The organism is Actinomadura sp. NPDC023710, assembly GCF_040639875.1.
Classification (GTDB): Bacteria; Actinomycetota; Actinomycetes; order Streptosporangiales; family Streptosporangiaceae; genus Spirillospora; species Spirillospora citrea.
Map to the genome: position 1 here is coordinate 49970 of NZ_JBFAGB010000035.1, position 15310 is coordinate 65279.

The following is a 15310-nucleotide window of genomic DNA, read 5'->3' on the forward strand; positions in this document are numbered from 1 at the left end:
TTCCGATGGACGGACGAAAGGGTCGGGGGCGCCGCGTCCGCGAGCACCGGTGGAGCGGGCATGACGAGGCGTGAGCGGCTCGCGCCCGCGCGGCCGGAGGTCCGCCGTCAACGGAGACGGCCCGGATCAAGCCCCTGTGATCACGTGGATACGATGAAACCGGAACGTCTACGCAGGTGTGGACGCAGTTGGGAGTGAGCGAGTATGTCGGATTTCGAGCTCGACCACGCGGGCGGCCGCATGCCTCTGGAGGTCAGCGAGGCGACCGAGGGCCCCTCGGGGTTGGTCGTGGGCAGCCTCCTCAAGGAGACGGGCCACGTCACGCTCGATCCGGGGTTCACCAACACGGCGTCCACCACGTCGGCCATCACCTACATCGACGGTGAGGCGGGAATCCTGCGCTACCGGGGCTACCCCATCGAGGAACTGGCGGAGAAATCGTCCTTCCTCGAAGTGGCCTACCTGCTGATCTACGGTGAGCTGCCGACGGCGGACCAGTTGGGCACGTTCACCGACAACGTGCGCCACCACACGCTGCTGGACGAGAAGTTCCGCGCGTTCTTCTCCGCCTTCCCGCGCCGCGCGCACCCGATGGCCGTGCTGTCGTCCGCGGTCAGCGCTCTGTCGACGTTCTACCAGGACAGCCTCGACCCGTTCGACCCTGAGCAGGTCGACCGGTCGAGCATCCGGCTCATCGCGAAGCTCCCGACCATCGCGGCCTACGCCTACAAGACGTCCAACGGGCAGCCGCTGCTCTACCCCGACAACTCCCTCGGGTACGTGGAGAACTTCCTGCGCATGATGTTCGGCCTGCCCACGCAGCCGTACGAGATCGATCCGGAGATCGCGCGCGTGCTGGACATGCTGTTCGTCCTGCACGCCGACCACGAGCAGAACTGCTCCACGTCCACGGTGCGGCTGGTGGGCTCCAGCCAGGCGAACCTGTTCTCTTCTGTGTCGGCGGGCGTCGACGCTCTGTTCGGCCCGCTGCACGGTGGCGCCAACCAGGCCGTCCTGGAGATGCTGGAGCGCATCCACGAGAACGGCGACGACATCGACTCGTTCGTCGAGCGCGTCAAGAAGAAGGAGCCCGGCGTCAAGCTCATGGGCTTCGGGCACCGGGTCTACCGCAACTACGACCCGCGCGCGGCCGTCGTGAAGAAGGCGACGGGCAAGGTCCTGGACGCGCTCGGCAAGTCGGACCCGCTGCTGGACCTGGCCATGCGCCTCGAAGAGGTCGCCCTCAGCGACGACTACTTCATCGAGCGCAAGCTGTACCCCAACGTGGACTTCTACACCGGCGTCATCTACAAGGCCATGGGGTTCCCGACGAACGCCTTCACGGTCCTGTTCGCCCTGGGCCGGCTTCCCGGCTGGATCGCCCAGTGGCGCGAGATGATGAACGATCCGTCCACAAAGATCGGTCGTCCGCGCCAGGTTTACGTCGGACCGGGCGAGCGCCCCTTCGTGGAGCTTTCCGCCCGCTGACGGCGGTTTCCCGGGCGCGACCCCGGGACGGCGGACGTTCGTGCGCGGCGGGCGGGGAACTCACCCCGCCCGCCCATGATCATCTTTTGGGGCACCGCCGGGTTAGCCTGTGGGTGACGGCTCCCCCAGCGGAAGGCGCTCCCACACATGCCCTCCATCGCCGAGAGCGGCCTCGTCAGCCTGGACTTCTGGTCGAAACCGCAGGACGAACGCGATGAAGTGTTCGCCTCCCTGAGGGCTGCGGAAGGGCCGGCCTTCTGCCCTGTACCGGACGAACCGGGGTTCTACGCGATCACCCGCTACGAGGAGGTCGCCGAGGCCAGCCGGAACCCCCAGGTGTTCAGCTCGCAGCCCACCGCGGTCAGCCTGGTCGACCCGCCCCCGCAGGTCGCCCCCTACAGCGGCTCCATGATCAGCATCGACGATCCCCGGCACGCGCGGCTCCGCCGGATCGTCTCCCGCTCGTTCACCCCGCGCCTCGTCCAGCGGGTCACGGGGGACGTCGCCGTCCTGGCCCGCCACATCGTGGACGAGCTGGCCGAGCGCGGCCCGTGCGACTTCGTCGAGCACGTCGCCATGCCGATGCCCCTGCAGATCATCTGCTCGATGATGGGCATCCCCGAGTCCGCGTACGACGACGTCATCGACGCCACGAACGTCATCATCGCCATCGGCGACCCCGACTACGTCGGCCCTGACGGAGATGACAGGACGACGGTCCTCACCGAGAAGTTCTCTCTCCTGCACGCGCTCATGGCCGATCTCGGTCGGCTGCGCCGCGAGAACCCCGCAGACGACCTCGTCACCGCGCTGACGCACGCGAACGTCGACGGGGAGGCCCTCGACGACCTCGATCTGGGCCGTTTCTTCTCACTGCTGGTGGTGGCGGGGAACGAGACGACGCGCAACGCGCTGTCGCACGCCCTGTGCCTGCTCACCGACAACCCTGAGCAGCGAGACGTCCTGCTGGCGGACCTGGACGTCCGGCTTCCGGCCGCCGTCGAGGAGATCGTCCGCTACTCCACCCCGGTGACGTGGATGCGCCGCACGCTGACCCGCAACCACGAGCTGGGCGGCCACGTCTACCGCGCCGGCGACCGGGTGGTCCTCTACTACACCTCGGCGAACAGGGATGAGAACGTCTTCGACGACCCGCTCGCGTTCGACGTCATGCGCTCGCCCAACCCCCACTTCGGTTTCGGGGCCCCCGGACCGCACTTCTGCCTCGGCGCCCACCTGGCCCGCCGCGAGATCACGGTGCTGCTTCGCGAGCTGTACACGCGGCTGCCGACCTTGCACGCCACCGCGCCGCCCGTCCGCCAGCGGACGAGCTTCATCAACGGGATCAAGTCCCTGACCTGCGCGTTCTGACCTCCACCGGAAGGCTGCCGCCTGCCGCCGGCCCCGGCCCCGGCCGTTCCGCGACGCAGGCGGCGGTTATCCACAGGATCTCGTTCTCCTCGGCTCGCCTGGCGGCCTCCTCGATGCTGGACCTCGCACGCCGGTCCACCGGCCACGAGGAGGCTGCAATGCGCGTCACCATCACGGTCCCCGAAGAGACGACCGCCGATTTCGTCGTCGCGACCGACAGGAACCCCGGCGACCTGTCGGCGGCGATCCTGCGAAGGTTCTCCGGCTCCTTCGCGGCGGCGATGTCGGAACGGCTCGGTTCTCCCCGACTCGCACTCGCCTGCCACCCCGCCGTGAACTCACCGTGGGACCTCTCCGGCGTCACCGGGCCGGACGCCGACGACACCGAGAGGCTCCGCCAGGCGACGCAGCACATGGCGTCACCTCGGTCCTGCCCGCCGGTGATCTGCCGCTGGGGCCTCACCTCGCCCGCGCCGCGGCGAAGGCGATCGCCGAATCGGTCTGCGGCGTGCTCGTGGACCCCGTGTCGAGCCAGGTCCTGCCCGTCGTGCCCTTCGGAAGATTCGACGAGTTCGCCCTCGCCGACGACTGGCTCGGCGCCAGCCTGCCGCCCTACAGGAACTCCGGCCACTGCGCCGCCGACGAGGACGACATCGACGGCTGCGCCTGCGTCTACCTCACCACCCGGGGGCTGTGCCGGTTCGGCCTGCCCGAACTGCAGATCACCAACGTCGCCTGCCCGCACGACCTGGCCGCGCTCAACGTCCTGCGCACCGCCGCCCAACGGCTGCTGCCACTCGGCAGGCATCCGGGAGAGCATGCCCTGCCCGCGGAGTTGCTGCTGACGAGCGCCGACTTCTCCGCCTTCTGGGGCAACCGCGATCCCCTGTGGGACGACGGCCCCCTCGCCGTTTCCCTCTCCGAGGTGACGCCCCATCGCCTGGCCGTACGGCCGCCCGCGGACTTTCCGGGCACGCTGAACGAATGGCTGTGGGACGAACTCCCGCCCATCCTGCATGAACTGCTCAGCTGCGAACCGGACCACGCCATGGCGGGCCGTCCGAGTGGCTAACGTCATCGGGCATGGAGAACGAGCACGCACGGGGATCACTCGCGAGGGCGCTGGCGGATGTGGCCGCAGAACGTGAGGCCCAAGACCGTATGTGGGGCGTCCAGGAGTTCCCTGACGGCACCGGCACGGGTTTCACCGCGCGTGCGGAGGAGGCGAAACAGGAATGCGCCGCGGCATGGGCGCGTGGCGAGCTGACGTGGCGGCACATTCTCACCGAGGAGTTCTACGAGTCACTGGCCGAATCCGACCCGCGAAGCCTCCGTAACGAACTGGTCCAGACGGCGGCGGTCGCTCTCAAGTGGGTCCAGTCCCTGGACCGGCGGCACGGCGCGACCGTGCACCAGACCAGGGACGGACGCCGACCCGAGAAGCTCGTCCGCGATCGGATCCCCGAGATCATCCGAGATGAGGGCGGATCCCCGGAAACCCGGACCGCGACCCGGGAGGAACAGGCCGCCTTGCTGCGCAACAAGCTCTACGAGGAGGCCGGCGAGTACCTCGCGACCGACGATCCTGCGGAGCTCGCCGACCTCCTGGAGGTGCTACACGCCTTCGCCGCCCTCCACGGCCTCACACCCGAGCAGTTGGAAGAGCAACGCGCTGCCAAGGCGGCGGAACGAGGAGCCTTCTCCAAGCGCCTCGTCCTCCGCCTCCCCCACTGACACCTCCGAGCTACAGGACCGGTCAATGCACAGCCGACCGCGCTCAGACTCACCTCACGGCACCCTGCTACGCACGCCTCGACCAAGACCGCACGCACCCGCCCCCGGAGCGCAGCGGACGGCGAGGCACCCAGCCCCTGAAGACGCCCCAACTCCCTGCAAGCGTCACACCCCCCGGGACACACAGCCCGCAGAGCGCCACGCTTTGGGGTGTCCAGGCGTTGGGTCGGTGGGGGTCGGCTCTCAGGGCATCGCTGGGGACGGGTTGCGCGGGTCAGGCGTTGGGGGGCAGGTCGGTGCCGGCTCCGCGGCGGCGTACCGTCACCAGGTCGGCTCGGGCCGGCCGGGAGGCTTGCGGAGGGCGGGCGGCGCCGGTGAGTTCTCGTTCGGGTTCGTCATCGGACGTGGGGGGCTTCGATCGCCTTCGGTGTTCGGGCAGCGTGGTGGTGGCCGTGCCCTCGACCTCGAAGCCCGCGTCGGCGATCATGTCGAGGTCTGCTCTGCCCGCCTGCCCCTCGCTGGTCAGGTAGTCGCCCAGGAAGATCGAGTTGACCACGTGCAGCGCGAGGGGCTGGAGCGTCCGCAGATGGATCTCCCGCCCGCCGGCGAGACGCACCTCCACGTCCGGGCAGACGAAACGCACCATCGCCAGTATCCGCAGGCAGCGCTGCGGGGTGAGAGCCCACTTCCCGGCCATCGGCGTCCCCTCGAACGGGATCAGGAAGTTCACCGGGACCGAGTCCACGTCCAGATCACGCAGCGCGAACACCACGTCCACGAGGTCCGCGTCGCTCTCCCCCATACCGGCGATCAGCCCGGAGCAGGCCGACAGGCCCGCCGCCTTGGTCTGCCGCACGGTGTCGACCCGGTCGCCGAACTCGTGCGTGGTGCAGATGTCCGCATACGCGGCTTCGGCGGTGTTCAGGTTGTGGCTGTAGGCGTGGACGCCGGCCCCTTGCAGCCGCCCCGCCTGCGTGCCCGACAGCAGTCCGAGGCAGGCGCAGATCTCGACATCCTCGTCGCGTTCCTTGATCGCCGCGATGATGTCGGCGACCCGCTCCACGTCCCGGTCGGTCGGGCCGCGCCCGCTGGCCACCAGGCACACGCGTTTGGCGCCACCGGCCACGCCCGCTCCGGCCGCCGCGGCCGCCTCGCCGGGCTTCAGCCAGGTGTAGGTCAGGACCTCCGCCTTCGAACCCAGCCGCTGCGAGCAGTACGAGCAGTCCTCAGGACAGAGCCCCGACTTCAGGTTGACCAGATAGTTCAGCTTGACCCGGCGCCCGAACCAGTGCCGGCGTACCCTGCCGGCGGCGGCCACCACGTCCAGCAGCTCGTCATCAGAGGTTTCCAGCACCGCGAGCGCCTCGGCCCGGGACAGCGGCTCACGGCGCAACCCCTTGCCGACCAGAGTCTCCAGCAGATCCATGGCGCAGATCCTCGCCTCCTGCGCACGCCATGCCAAGGCCCGCACCGTACAAGAAGGCCGATCAAGATCTGTTGATCACAGCAGCGCGAGGCCACGCAGGCCACGCCTGGCGAAACGGCGTTGGTCGGCATAGTGGGCCGTTCGCGCCCGGCCCACCGACCGGGTCGGCGTCGCCACCGGACTGGTCGAAGTCGGAGTCCGGAATCTGTGTCGGCGCCGTGCCGACACCCCCACGCGCCTGGGACGTTGACACGTCCGATCAGGTGCGTACACCCAGACCCAGGATGACGAGCGCCCCGCGCGAGAGGGCGCGGGGCGTTCGGGACGGCCGAGTTGCGGGGAGGACGGCGTGTACTGGTCTGGGAAGGTCAGGGCCAGACCTGGTGGAGGGTCCACGGACCGGGCTTATGGGGAGCGATGACCTCGGCGATCGCGGGGCCGTCCGGTGTCGCCACCTGGAGGCGGTAGAACCTCGCCTGGCCCGGGGCCTGCCATTCTTCGAGGACTCGGCGCACGTGGTAGCGACCTCGGGGGCCGGTGATCTGGGAGGGGCGGCCCGTGGGCGTGGTCTCCGCCGAGACCGGTTCATCGATCAGCACGAGACGACAAGCTAGCCCGAACACACGTTCGAAGCGAGCGACACGCCGGGACGAGTCCTGGCGGTCAGACGTACCCGGCTCCTAGCTCAGGACTTCGTGCGAAAGGAATGTCCGCGGGGCTCGCTAGTCTCGCTGCCGCCGCACTACGGAGGACGATGAACATGGCGACCTACACACTCATCCCGGGCGCGGGCGGACAGGCCTGGTACTGGCATCGTCTGGTGCCGGAGCTGCGGGCGCGAGGGCACGAGGCCGTGGCCGTCGAGCTTCCAGCCGGTGATGACTCTGCAGGCTTGTCGGAATACGCCGACACGGTCGTCGAGGCGATCGGCGACCGGACGGACATCATCCTGGTGGCGCAGTCGATGGGCGGCCTCACGGCACCGCTCGTCTGCGAACGGCTGCCGGTCGACCTGCTGGTGCTGCTCAACGCCATGGCCCCGTCGCCGGGCGAGACGGGCGGTGATTGGTGGGGGAACACCGGCCAGGCGAAGGCGATGTCCGACCAGGCGGCCCGAGAGGGACGGGCGCCGTCCGCGGAGTTCGACGTCGAGGAGTGCTTCTTCCACGACGTGCCGGAGGATGTCAAGGCCGTCGCGCTGGCGCAGGAGCCCCCGCAGTCGTCCACCCCGTTCGCGGAGCCTTGGCCGCTCCACAAGTGGCCCAGCACTCCGACCGTGTTCCTGCAAGCGCGCGACGACCGCCTCTTTCCGCTGGAGTTCCAGCGGCGGGTGGTCGGCGAACGGCTGGGAATCACCGTGGACGAGATGCCCGGCGGACACCTGGTCGCGCTGAGCCGGCCTCGGGAACTCGCCGATCGCCTGGAGGCTTATCGCGCACGATGATGCGGATCGTCCGCCACTACCCGGGGACGCTTTCGAAGCTTGCCAGTGAGATGCTCCGGATGGCGGGCGCACCCGCGGAACGTGGCCCCCGGCATTGGCCGGACCGCCCGGGCCGGCAGTGGAACCGGGCGCCGCGAGGCTGACTAGGCGCGACGCGCGGTCGTCGGCTCCTCGGACGCTCCGAGGCGGTCGGTCAGGGCAGGTGGCAAGGGGTAGGGGCGTTCCTTGGGGAGCAGGGCTCTGGCCTGGGGCATCCGCCCGGCCTTGCGAAGCCCCTGGATCTTGCGGGCCAGCGGGGTGAGGTCCTCGATGCCGAGGACCCAGTCGTCGACGTAGCGGTCGACGATGTGGCGGCTGAGGCCTATCTGGATGCTGCGCGCTTCGAGTTTCCGGCCGTCGAGGGAGCGTTCGGGGTCCCATTGGACATGCACGACCGCCTCCGCGAACCGGCGGCGCCAGTCCTCGGAGCTCCGGAAGACGCGGCGGTCGGGATCGGTCGGGACGGCCAGCCCGAGCGCCTCCTCCCAGCCGGCCCGGCCGATCCGGACGGCGAGGATCGTCTCCTGACCGGGTTTGCGCGCCCAGTCGCTGCGGGCCATGAGCCACAGGAACGACGGTTTGATCCAGGTCATGCGGCTCCGCGAGAACGGCGGGACGAACGTGCCGTGCCTCGCGGCCGGGACGCCGATCTCGGGGGCGTACGCCTGGTAGACGGTGATCGAGTCGCGGTCGTAACAGGCACGGATCTCGCGTGTGCGCATGATCTGGCCAGCGTGTCGCGGGAGCCCTCCGCGGCTCAAGCGGTTTTCCGGCGGCGGTGGGCCTTCTGGCGGCAGGCGGCGCCGCAGTAGCGGGCGGGACGTCCCGTCGGCGCCGTGGTCAGCGGCTTCCCGCACACCTCGCACCTTCTTTCGTTACGCTCCCCGGACGATGTTTCGTCTCCTTTCGTTACGGGACGGAGGGCGTCGCACGCCAGTGCCGTCATGCGTCCGGGACCGCCCTCGGGGCGCTGCCGGCGTTCCATCAGCATGGCCCCGACGAGGAGGGTGCGAACGTCGTGCACGTTCACGTCCGCGCGGACCTCGCCGGCGGACTGCGCCCGCCGCAGCAGCTCGTCCAGAGCCGCGGTGAACTGCTCGTCCGTGCGACAGGCGTCGAGCGCTCGCAGGTCCGCGGCCAAGGCGTCGCACAGGGCGTGGTTGAACATCGCGCGCTCCACGACCCACATGAGGAAGCCGTAGAAGGCCTCCCCCGGCTCCTCCGCGTGGACGAGGGCCTGCGCCTCGTCCACGATCCGCTCGACGCGATCCGTGACGACCGCCTGGAACAGGGCTTCCTTGGTCGGGAAGTGGCGGTAGACCGTCCCGGCTCCGACACCCGCCCGGCGGGCGATGTCGTCGAGCGGGACGAGGCGGCCGTCCGCGGCGAACGCCTCGAACGCGGCCTCGAGGATGCGTTCACGGTTCCGGCGCGCGTCGGCGCGCTGGGGCCGTCCGCTCACCCGGCGCCTCCTTCATCGGTTGACAAGCGGGGCGGACGTTCCGGTAACGTCCCAAGCGGGTTGCTCGTTCCGATTATAGGAGGACCGATGACGGTGGTGGACGAGGCGCGGGCCGGGCTCGGCAGGATCGGCGTCGGGCTCGTGACGCCCATCGCGCCGGCCGACGCATGGCGGAGTGCGGCGCAGCGTGTGGAGCGGGCGGGCTACGGGGCGATCTGGGTGAACGAGGCCATCGGCGGCCGGGAGGTGTTCACGCAGCTGAGCGTGATGCTCGCCGCGACGGAGCGGATCGTTCTCGGCTCGGCGATCGCGAACCTGTGGGCGCGGCATCCCGCCACCATGCAGGGCGCCGCGTCGGTCCTGGCCGACGCCCACCCCGGACGGCTCGCGCTCGGCGTGGGCGTCAGCATGGGGGCGATCGTGGAGCAGAGCGGGCAGAAGTGGACCAGCCCGCTGACCCGGATGCGCGAGTACCTCGACGGCATGGACGCGGCCGTCGAGGCGGCACCGGTGCCCGAGAAGCCCTTCCCGCGGCTGCTGGCGGCCCTCGGCCCGAAGATGCAGGAACTGGCCCGGGATCGCGCGGACGGGGCACTCCCCGCCGCGATGCCCGTCGAGCACACCAGGCAGGCCCGAGAAAGGCTCGGCGACGACAAACTGCTCGTCGTCATGCAGACCGCCATCCTTGAGACGGATCCGGTGAAGGCGCGCGGACTCGCGAGGGGGACCCAGATGCTGGCGCTTCCGGGCTCGCCCTACGTCCGCTCGCTCAAGGCGCTCGGATACGGGGACGAAGCGGTCTCCGGCGGTGGCTCCGACGAGGTCATCGACGCCTGCTTCAACTGGGGCGACGAGGCCGCCGTCGCCGAACGGATCCAGGGACACCTCGACGCGGGAGCCGACCACGTCTGCGTGACGGTGTTCACCCCCGACCTGGCCTCGGCCGCCGACCAGTACGAACGCCTGGCCCCGGCCCTGCTCTGACCGCCACCCCGACCGTCGATTTGAGCCGCGCACCTGCGGGCCAGGTAAGTCTCAAGCCCCGCACCTTGGATTCCGACGTTTCGGTAACTCAGGCGGATTCCCGCCGTCCCCATCCCCGTCCGTCCGGGCCCGGGTCTGGTTCGGGCGGAGGTCATCGGGCGCGGACGAGCCCGGTCTCGTAGGCGGTGATGACCAGTTGGGCCCGGTCGCGGGCGTGGAGTTTGGCGAGCAGGTGGCCGATGTGGGTCTTCACGGTGGCGGGGCTCAGATGGAGGTGCTCGGCGAGTTCGGTGTTGGACAGGCCGCGGGCGATGAGGGTGAGGACTTCGCGCTCGCGGTCGGTGAGGGCGGCCAGTCCGGTCGGCGGGGGCTGCGCGGGGCCGGGGCGGCGGACGAACTCGGCGATCAGCCGCCGGGTCACCGACGGTGCGAGCAGGGACTCGCCGGACGCGACCACGCGGATCGCCGACAGCAGGTCGGCCGGCGGGGTGTCCTTCAGCAGGAAGCCGCTCGCTCCGGCCCGCAGCGCCGAGTAGACGTAGGTGTCCAGGTCGAAGGTCGTGAGGATCAGGACCCGGACGCCCGGGATGCCGGCGCAGATGCGCTGGGTGGCCTCGATGCCGTCCATCTCCGGCATGCGGACGTCCATGAGGACGACGTCCGGGCGCTCCCGCCCGGCCAGCTCGACGGCCTCGGCCCCCGTGCCGGCCTCGCCGACGGTGCGCAGGCCGGGCGCGGTGTCGATCAGGACGCGGAAGCTGCCGCGCAGCAGGGCCTGGTCGTCGGCGACGAGGACGCTCAGATCCAACGGGATTCCTAGGAGTCGTACGGGAAGGCGGCGGACACGGCGAAGCCGCCTTCGGGACGCGGGCCGGCGGAGAAGTCGCCGCCGTACATCATGACGCGTTCGCGCATGCCGATGAGACCGTGCCCGTCACCGCCCGGCAGGACGCGGACGCCGGGCCCGTCGTCGGTGACGTCGATGCGCATTCGCAGGCCGTCGGCTCTGACGCGGACGCGGCAGCGCGCGGGGGCCGCGTGCTTGACGACGTTGGTGACCGCCTCCTGGACGATGCGGTAGGCGGAGAGCGCGACGCCGTCGGGGAGCTCACCGGCGTCGACGTCCAGGGCGACGTGGACGCCGGCCATGGCGGCGCGTTCGGCGAGGCCGGTCAGGTCGGTGAGGCCCGGGGACGGGGTGAGGTCGGCGTCGGCGGCGCCGGTGCGCAGGACGCCGAGGAGGTGGCGCATCTCGGTGAGCGTGCCGCGGCTGGTGGTCTCGATGACCCGGAGGGCGTCGAGGGCCTCCTCGGGACGGGCCTCGGCGACGTGGACGGCGACGCCAGCCTTGACGGCGATGAGGCTCATGCTGTGCGCGACGACGTCGTGGAGCTCGCGGGCGATGCGGAGCCGCTCGTCGGAGACGGCCTGGTCGGCGAGACGGCGGGCGGCGTGGGCGGCGTGCGCACGGCGTTCGCGGACGACGCGGCCGAGCGTCCAGGACGCGCCGAGGACGGAGGCGCCGAGCAGCAGCCTTCCGAGGATCTCGGCCTGCGCTCCGACGGGGCCGGCGACGGCGCCGGCGAAGATGAAGACGGCGCTGACCACGCCGATCAGCAGCGTGGGGATCCAGCGGCGGCGGCGCCGGGTGAGCGCGACCTGGTAGAGGGCGAACCCCGCGGCGGCGTAGGTGTCCCAGGGCAGGCCGAGGAGCAGCGTGGCGGTCGAGGCGGACAGGACGGCGGCGAAGACCGGGACGGGCCACAGGCGCCGCACCGCGAGGGGCAGAGCCGCCGCGACGGCGAGCGGGAGGACGAGGATCGGCGAGGCGGCGGTGTCCGCCGGCAGCACCAGGAGCACGAGGGCGTAAAGGAGCGCGGCCCCGGCGTCGAGGCCGATGAGGCCGCGTCGGCCGAGCCTCGGGAGCGGAGAGCGCAGCTCGGATTCGTCCACGTCACGAACGGTAGCGGCAGAGCCGATGACCGCGCCTCGGGCCGGCGGCCGTCATACCGGGGGTGGAGGCGGCGGGACCGTCTCGGAGCACGGTCGCACGCATGGTTCCCGCCCACGTTCCGATGTGCGCGGGCCGGTCGTGCACGACGCTCGACCACATGATCGAGGTACGCGAGCTGACGAAGCGCTACGGCGGCACGACCGCGGTGGACCGCCTGTCCTTCACGGTGAGGCCGGGGACGGTGACAGGGTTCCTCGGCCCGAACGGGGCCGGCAAGTCGACGACGATGCGGATCGTGCTGGGCCTGGACCGTCCGGCGTCCGGGGAGGCGTTGGTCAACGGGGGACGGTACGCGGCGCTGAAGCGGCCGATGCGCGAGGTGGGAGCGCTGCTGGACGCGGGCGCGGTGCAGGGCGGGCGCCGGGCGTTCGACCATCTCGGCTGGCTGGCGCGCAGCAACGGGATCGGGACGCGGCGGGTGACGGAGGTCCTGGAGCAGGTGGGGCTCGCCGGGGTGGCGCGCAAGCGGGTCGCCGGCTTCTCGCTCGGGATGCGGCAGCGGCTCGGGATCGCCGCGGCGCTGCTGGGCGATCCGGGGGTGCTGATGTTCGACGAGCCGGTGAACGGCCTGGACCCCGACGGCGTCCGCTGGATACGGGAGCTGATGCGGGCGCTGGCCGCCGAGGGCCGGACGATCCTGATCTCCAGCCATCTGATGAGCGAGATGGAGCTGACGGCCGACCGGCTGGTCATCATCGGGCGCGGGCGGCTGATCGCGGACACGTCGGTGCGGGAACTGGCGGACCGGTTCCGCCGCGGGGTGCTGGTCCGCTCGCCCCGCCCGGCGGAGCTGACCGCCGTGCTCGCCGCGGCGGGCGGCCTGGTCGAGTCCGCGCCGGGCGGGGCTCTGACGGTCGCCGGGCTGGACGCGGCCGCCATCGGCGACACGGCCGCGGCGCACGGGATCCCGCTTCACGAGGTGACGCCGCACAGCGCCTCGCTGGAGGAGGCCTACATGGAACTGACCGCGGAGAGCACCGAGTTCGGGGCGGTGGCGCCGTGATCGAGGCGCTCGCCGCGGAGTGGTACAAGCTCCGGACCATCCGCTCGACGTTCGCCGTCCTCGGGACGGTCGCGGCGTTCATGCTGCTCTGCCTCGTGTGGTCCTGGTACGTGACCCGCTACTGGGACGGTCTGCCGGCCGCGAGGAGGGCGACGGCGAAGGCGGCCCCGGCGGAGCAGCCCCTGGCCGTGGCGCTGCCGGTGTGCGCGGTGGTGCTGGGGGCGCTGACGGTCACGTCGGAGTACGCGCACGGCATGGTCCGGACGACGCTGGCGGTGCTGCCGAACCGCCTGGCCCTGTACGCGGCCAAGGGCGGGGTGGCGGCGGCGACGATGCTCGCCGCGTCGCTGGCGGCGCTCGCGGCCGGGGTCGCCGCCGGGAACGCGATCGTGGGCGATCGTCCCGTGGCCACGTTCCGGGGCCCGGTGCCGGACGTCGCGGTCCATCTGCTGTGGCTGGGCATGACGACGGCCGCGGTCACGCTCATCGCCTTCGGGCTGGGCGCCGTCCTCCGCTCCACGGCCGCAACGATCACCGCGGGAATGGCCGTGCTGTTCGTGGCGCCCGGTCTCGCCCAGCTGCTGCCGTCGCCGTGGGACGAGAGGATCTGGTCGGCGCTGCCCGGCAGCCTGTCCAACCAGATCGCGGGCGCGCCGGGCTCGTCGAACGTCCACGGCGTGCTGGCGCCGTCCGCCGCGATCGCGCTGCTGGTGGCGTACGTGGTGGTCGCGCTCGGAGCCGGCGCCTTCTCGTTCACGCGGAGGGACGCGTGATCGTCGACGCGGTCGCCGCCGAGTGGCGCAAGCTGTGCTCGATCCGCTCGACCTCCTGGATACTGGCCGTGACGGCGGCCTTCACCGGGTTCACCGTCCTTCTCGCGATCCAGATGGCGCAGGTCTGGGACGGTCTCTCCGCTGATCGCCGTGAAGATTTCCTGCTGCGCCCGCTGCAGGAGCTCAGCACATGGGTGGCGTCGCTGTGCCTGGCGGTGCTCGGCGCGCTCTCCGTCACGTCGGAGTACCGCACGGGGATGATCCGCGCGACTCTCACCGTGCTCCCGAGGCGCAGCGCGCTGCTGCCCGCCAAGGCGGTGGTGGTCGGTGCCGTCGCCCTGCTCGCCGGGGAGGCCGCGACGGTCGGCTCGTTCCTCGGCACCCGGCTCGTCATCGGTGACCGCCCGTTCCCGGACCAGCACGCGTCCCTCGTCCACGACCTGCCCGGCTTCCTCGTCGAGGGGACGGCGGTGCCGTTGTTCGCGCTGCTCGGCCTGGCGCTCGGCGTGCTGCTGCGCTCCACGGCGGGGACGCTCGTGTCGGTGGTGTTCCTGTGGCACGTCCTGCCGCTGCTCGTCTTCCACCTGCCGCGGCCGTGGAACGAGCGCGCCGGCTCGGTCATGCCCGGTGGCCTGCCCGCCCAGATGGCGGGGCTCAGCGCGGACAACTCCATCTACGGCGATCTGCTGTCCCCCGGCGCGGCGACGGGCCTGCTGCTCGCGTACGCGCTCGTGCCGCTCGGTCTGGCCGCCCTCGTCCTCACCAGGCGCGACGCCTGAAGTCCCGGAAGCCATCGACGGCGGCGTCCCGTGCGGGGCGCCGCCGATCGTTCTGCCGGCTCGTCTCCGGGAGGCTCAGCCGGCCTGCAGGGAGCTCGCCCGGATCGCCAGGCGCTCGCGGAGCATGTCGACGGCCTCGTCGATGCGGGGCGCGGCGGCCTGCGCGCGCACGCGGCGGCCGTCGAGATCGACGACGGCCTGGGCCAGGGCGGGGCGCGGCAGCGACCGGTCGGCCACCACGCTCAGCGTAACCTGGACGGACGTGACGCCGCGTGCGCCGGCCAGCGCGTCGCGGACGGCCCGCTCGGCCGCCGCGCGCTCGTGCGCCGAGACGTCGCCCGAGGTCAGGAATCGGATCTCCGGTCGTTCACGGGTCGCGTTCATGTGCTCTCCCAGATGCGCGGGGTGTGCTCGCCTGTCGGAAACCGGCGACCGCGGCCGCCGCTCTGCACTGTGAACGCCGCGGGCCCCCGCGATCACGCCCGCGCGGGACGAGAGCTTCATCACTCGGCGGACCGAGGGCGCGGTACGTACCGTGGGGAATGTTCTCGCCAAATAAGTGGTCAGAGACATTCACGGAGACGGCGACCGACAGCGAAATGGCCTGTCAGGATTGGCCCGCCCGCATTGCGGGAGAGCGATCCGCAATTCGTGCGCCAACCGCGGCCCGGAGGCTGGGAAAATGACCACCGGGCCAACTCGGATGCAACGACACTGCAACGTTCCGCAGCCGCACCGCCACCGACAGCACTGGTCACGGGACTCTGCGACGGCTTCGCGCACGTCAACCGCC

16 protein-coding genes are annotated in these 15310 nt (G+C 71.2%); 9 read left to right on the forward strand and 7 right to left on the reverse strand.

Annotated elements, in window-relative coordinates; genetic code table 11:
* Window positions 1–204: 204 nt before the first annotated feature.
* The 4 genes from AB0H37_RS33055 to AB0H37_RS33070 all read left to right on the forward strand — a co-directional run bounded on the left by AB0H37_RS33055 (window position 205) and on the right by AB0H37_RS33070 (window position 4593).
* Window positions 205–1488 (forward strand): citrate synthase, encoded by a 1284-nt coding sequence (locus tag AB0H37_RS33055; protein WP_329091829.1) that lies wholly within the window; start codon window positions 205–207, stop codon window positions 1486–1488.
* Window positions 1489–1635: 147 nt separating this feature from the next.
* Entirely contained in the window at window positions 1636–2859 is a 1224-nt protein-coding gene (locus tag AB0H37_RS33060; RefSeq protein WP_360616776.1) for a cytochrome P450, read from the forward strand.
* A 523-nt stretch (window positions 2860–3382) separates the two neighbouring features.
* Window positions 3383–3931: a hypothetical protein gene (locus AB0H37_RS33065; RefSeq protein WP_360616777.1), complete on the forward strand. Its 549-nt coding sequence runs from the start codon at window positions 3383–3385 to the stop codon at window positions 3929–3931.
* Between the two features lie 11 nt (window positions 3932–3942).
* The gene (locus AB0H37_RS33070; RefSeq protein ID WP_360616778.1) at window positions 3943–4593 is read left to right on the forward strand and encodes a nucleoside triphosphate pyrophosphohydrolase; all 651 of its coding nucleotides are present in this window, start codon (window positions 3943–3945) and stop codon (window positions 4591–4593) included.
* 274 nt (window positions 4594–4867) lie between these two features.
* Here the strand turns inward: AB0H37_RS33070 and bioB are convergent, their stop codons facing one another.
* Together bioB and AB0H37_RS33080 are read right to left on the reverse strand one after the other, a co-directional pair.
* Window positions 4868–6019, reverse strand: a complete 1152-nt coding sequence (gene bioB / locus AB0H37_RS33075) for a biotin synthase BioB (protein WP_329091835.1) — start codon at window positions 6017–6019, stop codon at window positions 4868–4870.
* Window positions 6020–6387: 368 nt separating this feature from the next.
* Window positions 6388–6618, reverse strand: a complete 231-nt coding sequence (locus tag AB0H37_RS33080) for a hypothetical protein (RefSeq protein ID WP_179834375.1) — start codon at window positions 6616–6618, stop codon at window positions 6388–6390.
* A gap of 161 nt (window positions 6619–6779) precedes the next feature.
* Between AB0H37_RS33080 and AB0H37_RS33085 the strand changes: the two genes are divergently transcribed.
* Window positions 6780–7463: an alpha/beta hydrolase gene (locus AB0H37_RS33085; protein WP_329091837.1), complete on the forward strand. Its 684-nt coding sequence runs from the start codon at window positions 6780–6782 to the stop codon at window positions 7461–7463.
* Window positions 7464–7606: 143 nt separating this feature from the next.
* On the opposite strand, the gene AB0H37_RS33090 is transcribed toward AB0H37_RS33085, so the two are convergent.
* Window positions 7607–8224, reverse strand: a complete 618-nt coding sequence (locus AB0H37_RS33090; RefSeq protein WP_360616779.1) for a DUF4291 domain-containing protein — start codon at window positions 8222–8224, stop codon at window positions 7607–7609.
* A 35-nt stretch (window positions 8225–8259) separates the two neighbouring features.
* Window positions 8260–8964, reverse strand: coding sequence for a TetR/AcrR family transcriptional regulator (locus tag AB0H37_RS33095; RefSeq protein WP_360616780.1), 705 nt, complete (start codon window positions 8962–8964; stop codon window positions 8260–8262).
* An 87-nt stretch (window positions 8965–9051) separates the two neighbouring features.
* Between AB0H37_RS33095 and AB0H37_RS33100 the strand changes: the two genes are divergently transcribed.
* Window positions 9052–9948, forward strand: coding sequence for a TIGR03620 family F420-dependent LLM class oxidoreductase (locus AB0H37_RS33100; RefSeq protein ID WP_329091843.1), 897 nt, complete (start codon window positions 9052–9054; stop codon window positions 9946–9948).
* A 151-nt stretch (window positions 9949–10099) separates the two neighbouring features.
* On the opposite strand, the gene AB0H37_RS33105 is transcribed toward AB0H37_RS33100, so the two are convergent.
* Both AB0H37_RS33105 and AB0H37_RS33110 read right to left on the reverse strand, forming a co-directional pair.
* Window positions 10100–10762, reverse strand: a complete 663-nt coding sequence (locus tag AB0H37_RS33105; protein ID WP_179838630.1) for a response regulator transcription factor — start codon at window positions 10760–10762, stop codon at window positions 10100–10102.
* Window positions 10763–10764: 2 nt separating this feature from the next.
* Window positions 10765–11901, reverse strand: a complete 1137-nt coding sequence (locus tag AB0H37_RS33110) for a sensor histidine kinase (protein ID WP_329091845.1) — start codon at window positions 11899–11901, stop codon at window positions 10765–10767.
* A gap of 158 nt (window positions 11902–12059) precedes the next feature.
* Between AB0H37_RS33110 and AB0H37_RS33115 the strand changes: the two genes are divergently transcribed.
* From AB0H37_RS33115 to AB0H37_RS33125, 3 genes are read left to right on the forward strand one after another with little or no spacing between them, the layout of a single operon-like run.
* The gene (locus AB0H37_RS33115; protein ID WP_360616781.1) at window positions 12060–12965 is read left to right on the forward strand and encodes an ATP-binding cassette domain-containing protein; all 906 of its coding nucleotides are present in this window, start codon (window positions 12060–12062) and stop codon (window positions 12963–12965) included.
* Window positions 12962–13738: an ABC transporter permease gene (locus AB0H37_RS33120; RefSeq protein ID WP_329091850.1), complete on the forward strand. Its 777-nt coding sequence runs from the start codon at window positions 12962–12964 to the stop codon at window positions 13736–13738. Before AB0H37_RS33115 ends, AB0H37_RS33120 begins: the two co-directional genes overlap by 4 nt.
* Entirely contained in the window at window positions 13735–14517 is a 783-nt protein-coding gene (locus tag AB0H37_RS33125) for an ABC transporter permease (protein WP_329091852.1), read from the forward strand. The genes AB0H37_RS33120 and AB0H37_RS33125 overlap by 4 nt, the downstream gene beginning before the upstream one ends.
* Window positions 14518–14592: 75 nt before the next feature.
* Here AB0H37_RS33125 and AB0H37_RS33130 read toward each other — a convergent pair whose 3' ends face one another.
* Window positions 14593–14901, reverse strand: coding sequence for a hypothetical protein (locus tag AB0H37_RS33130; RefSeq protein ID WP_360616782.1), 309 nt, complete (start codon window positions 14899–14901; stop codon window positions 14593–14595).
* Between the last annotated feature and the right edge of the window lie 409 nt (window positions 14902–15310).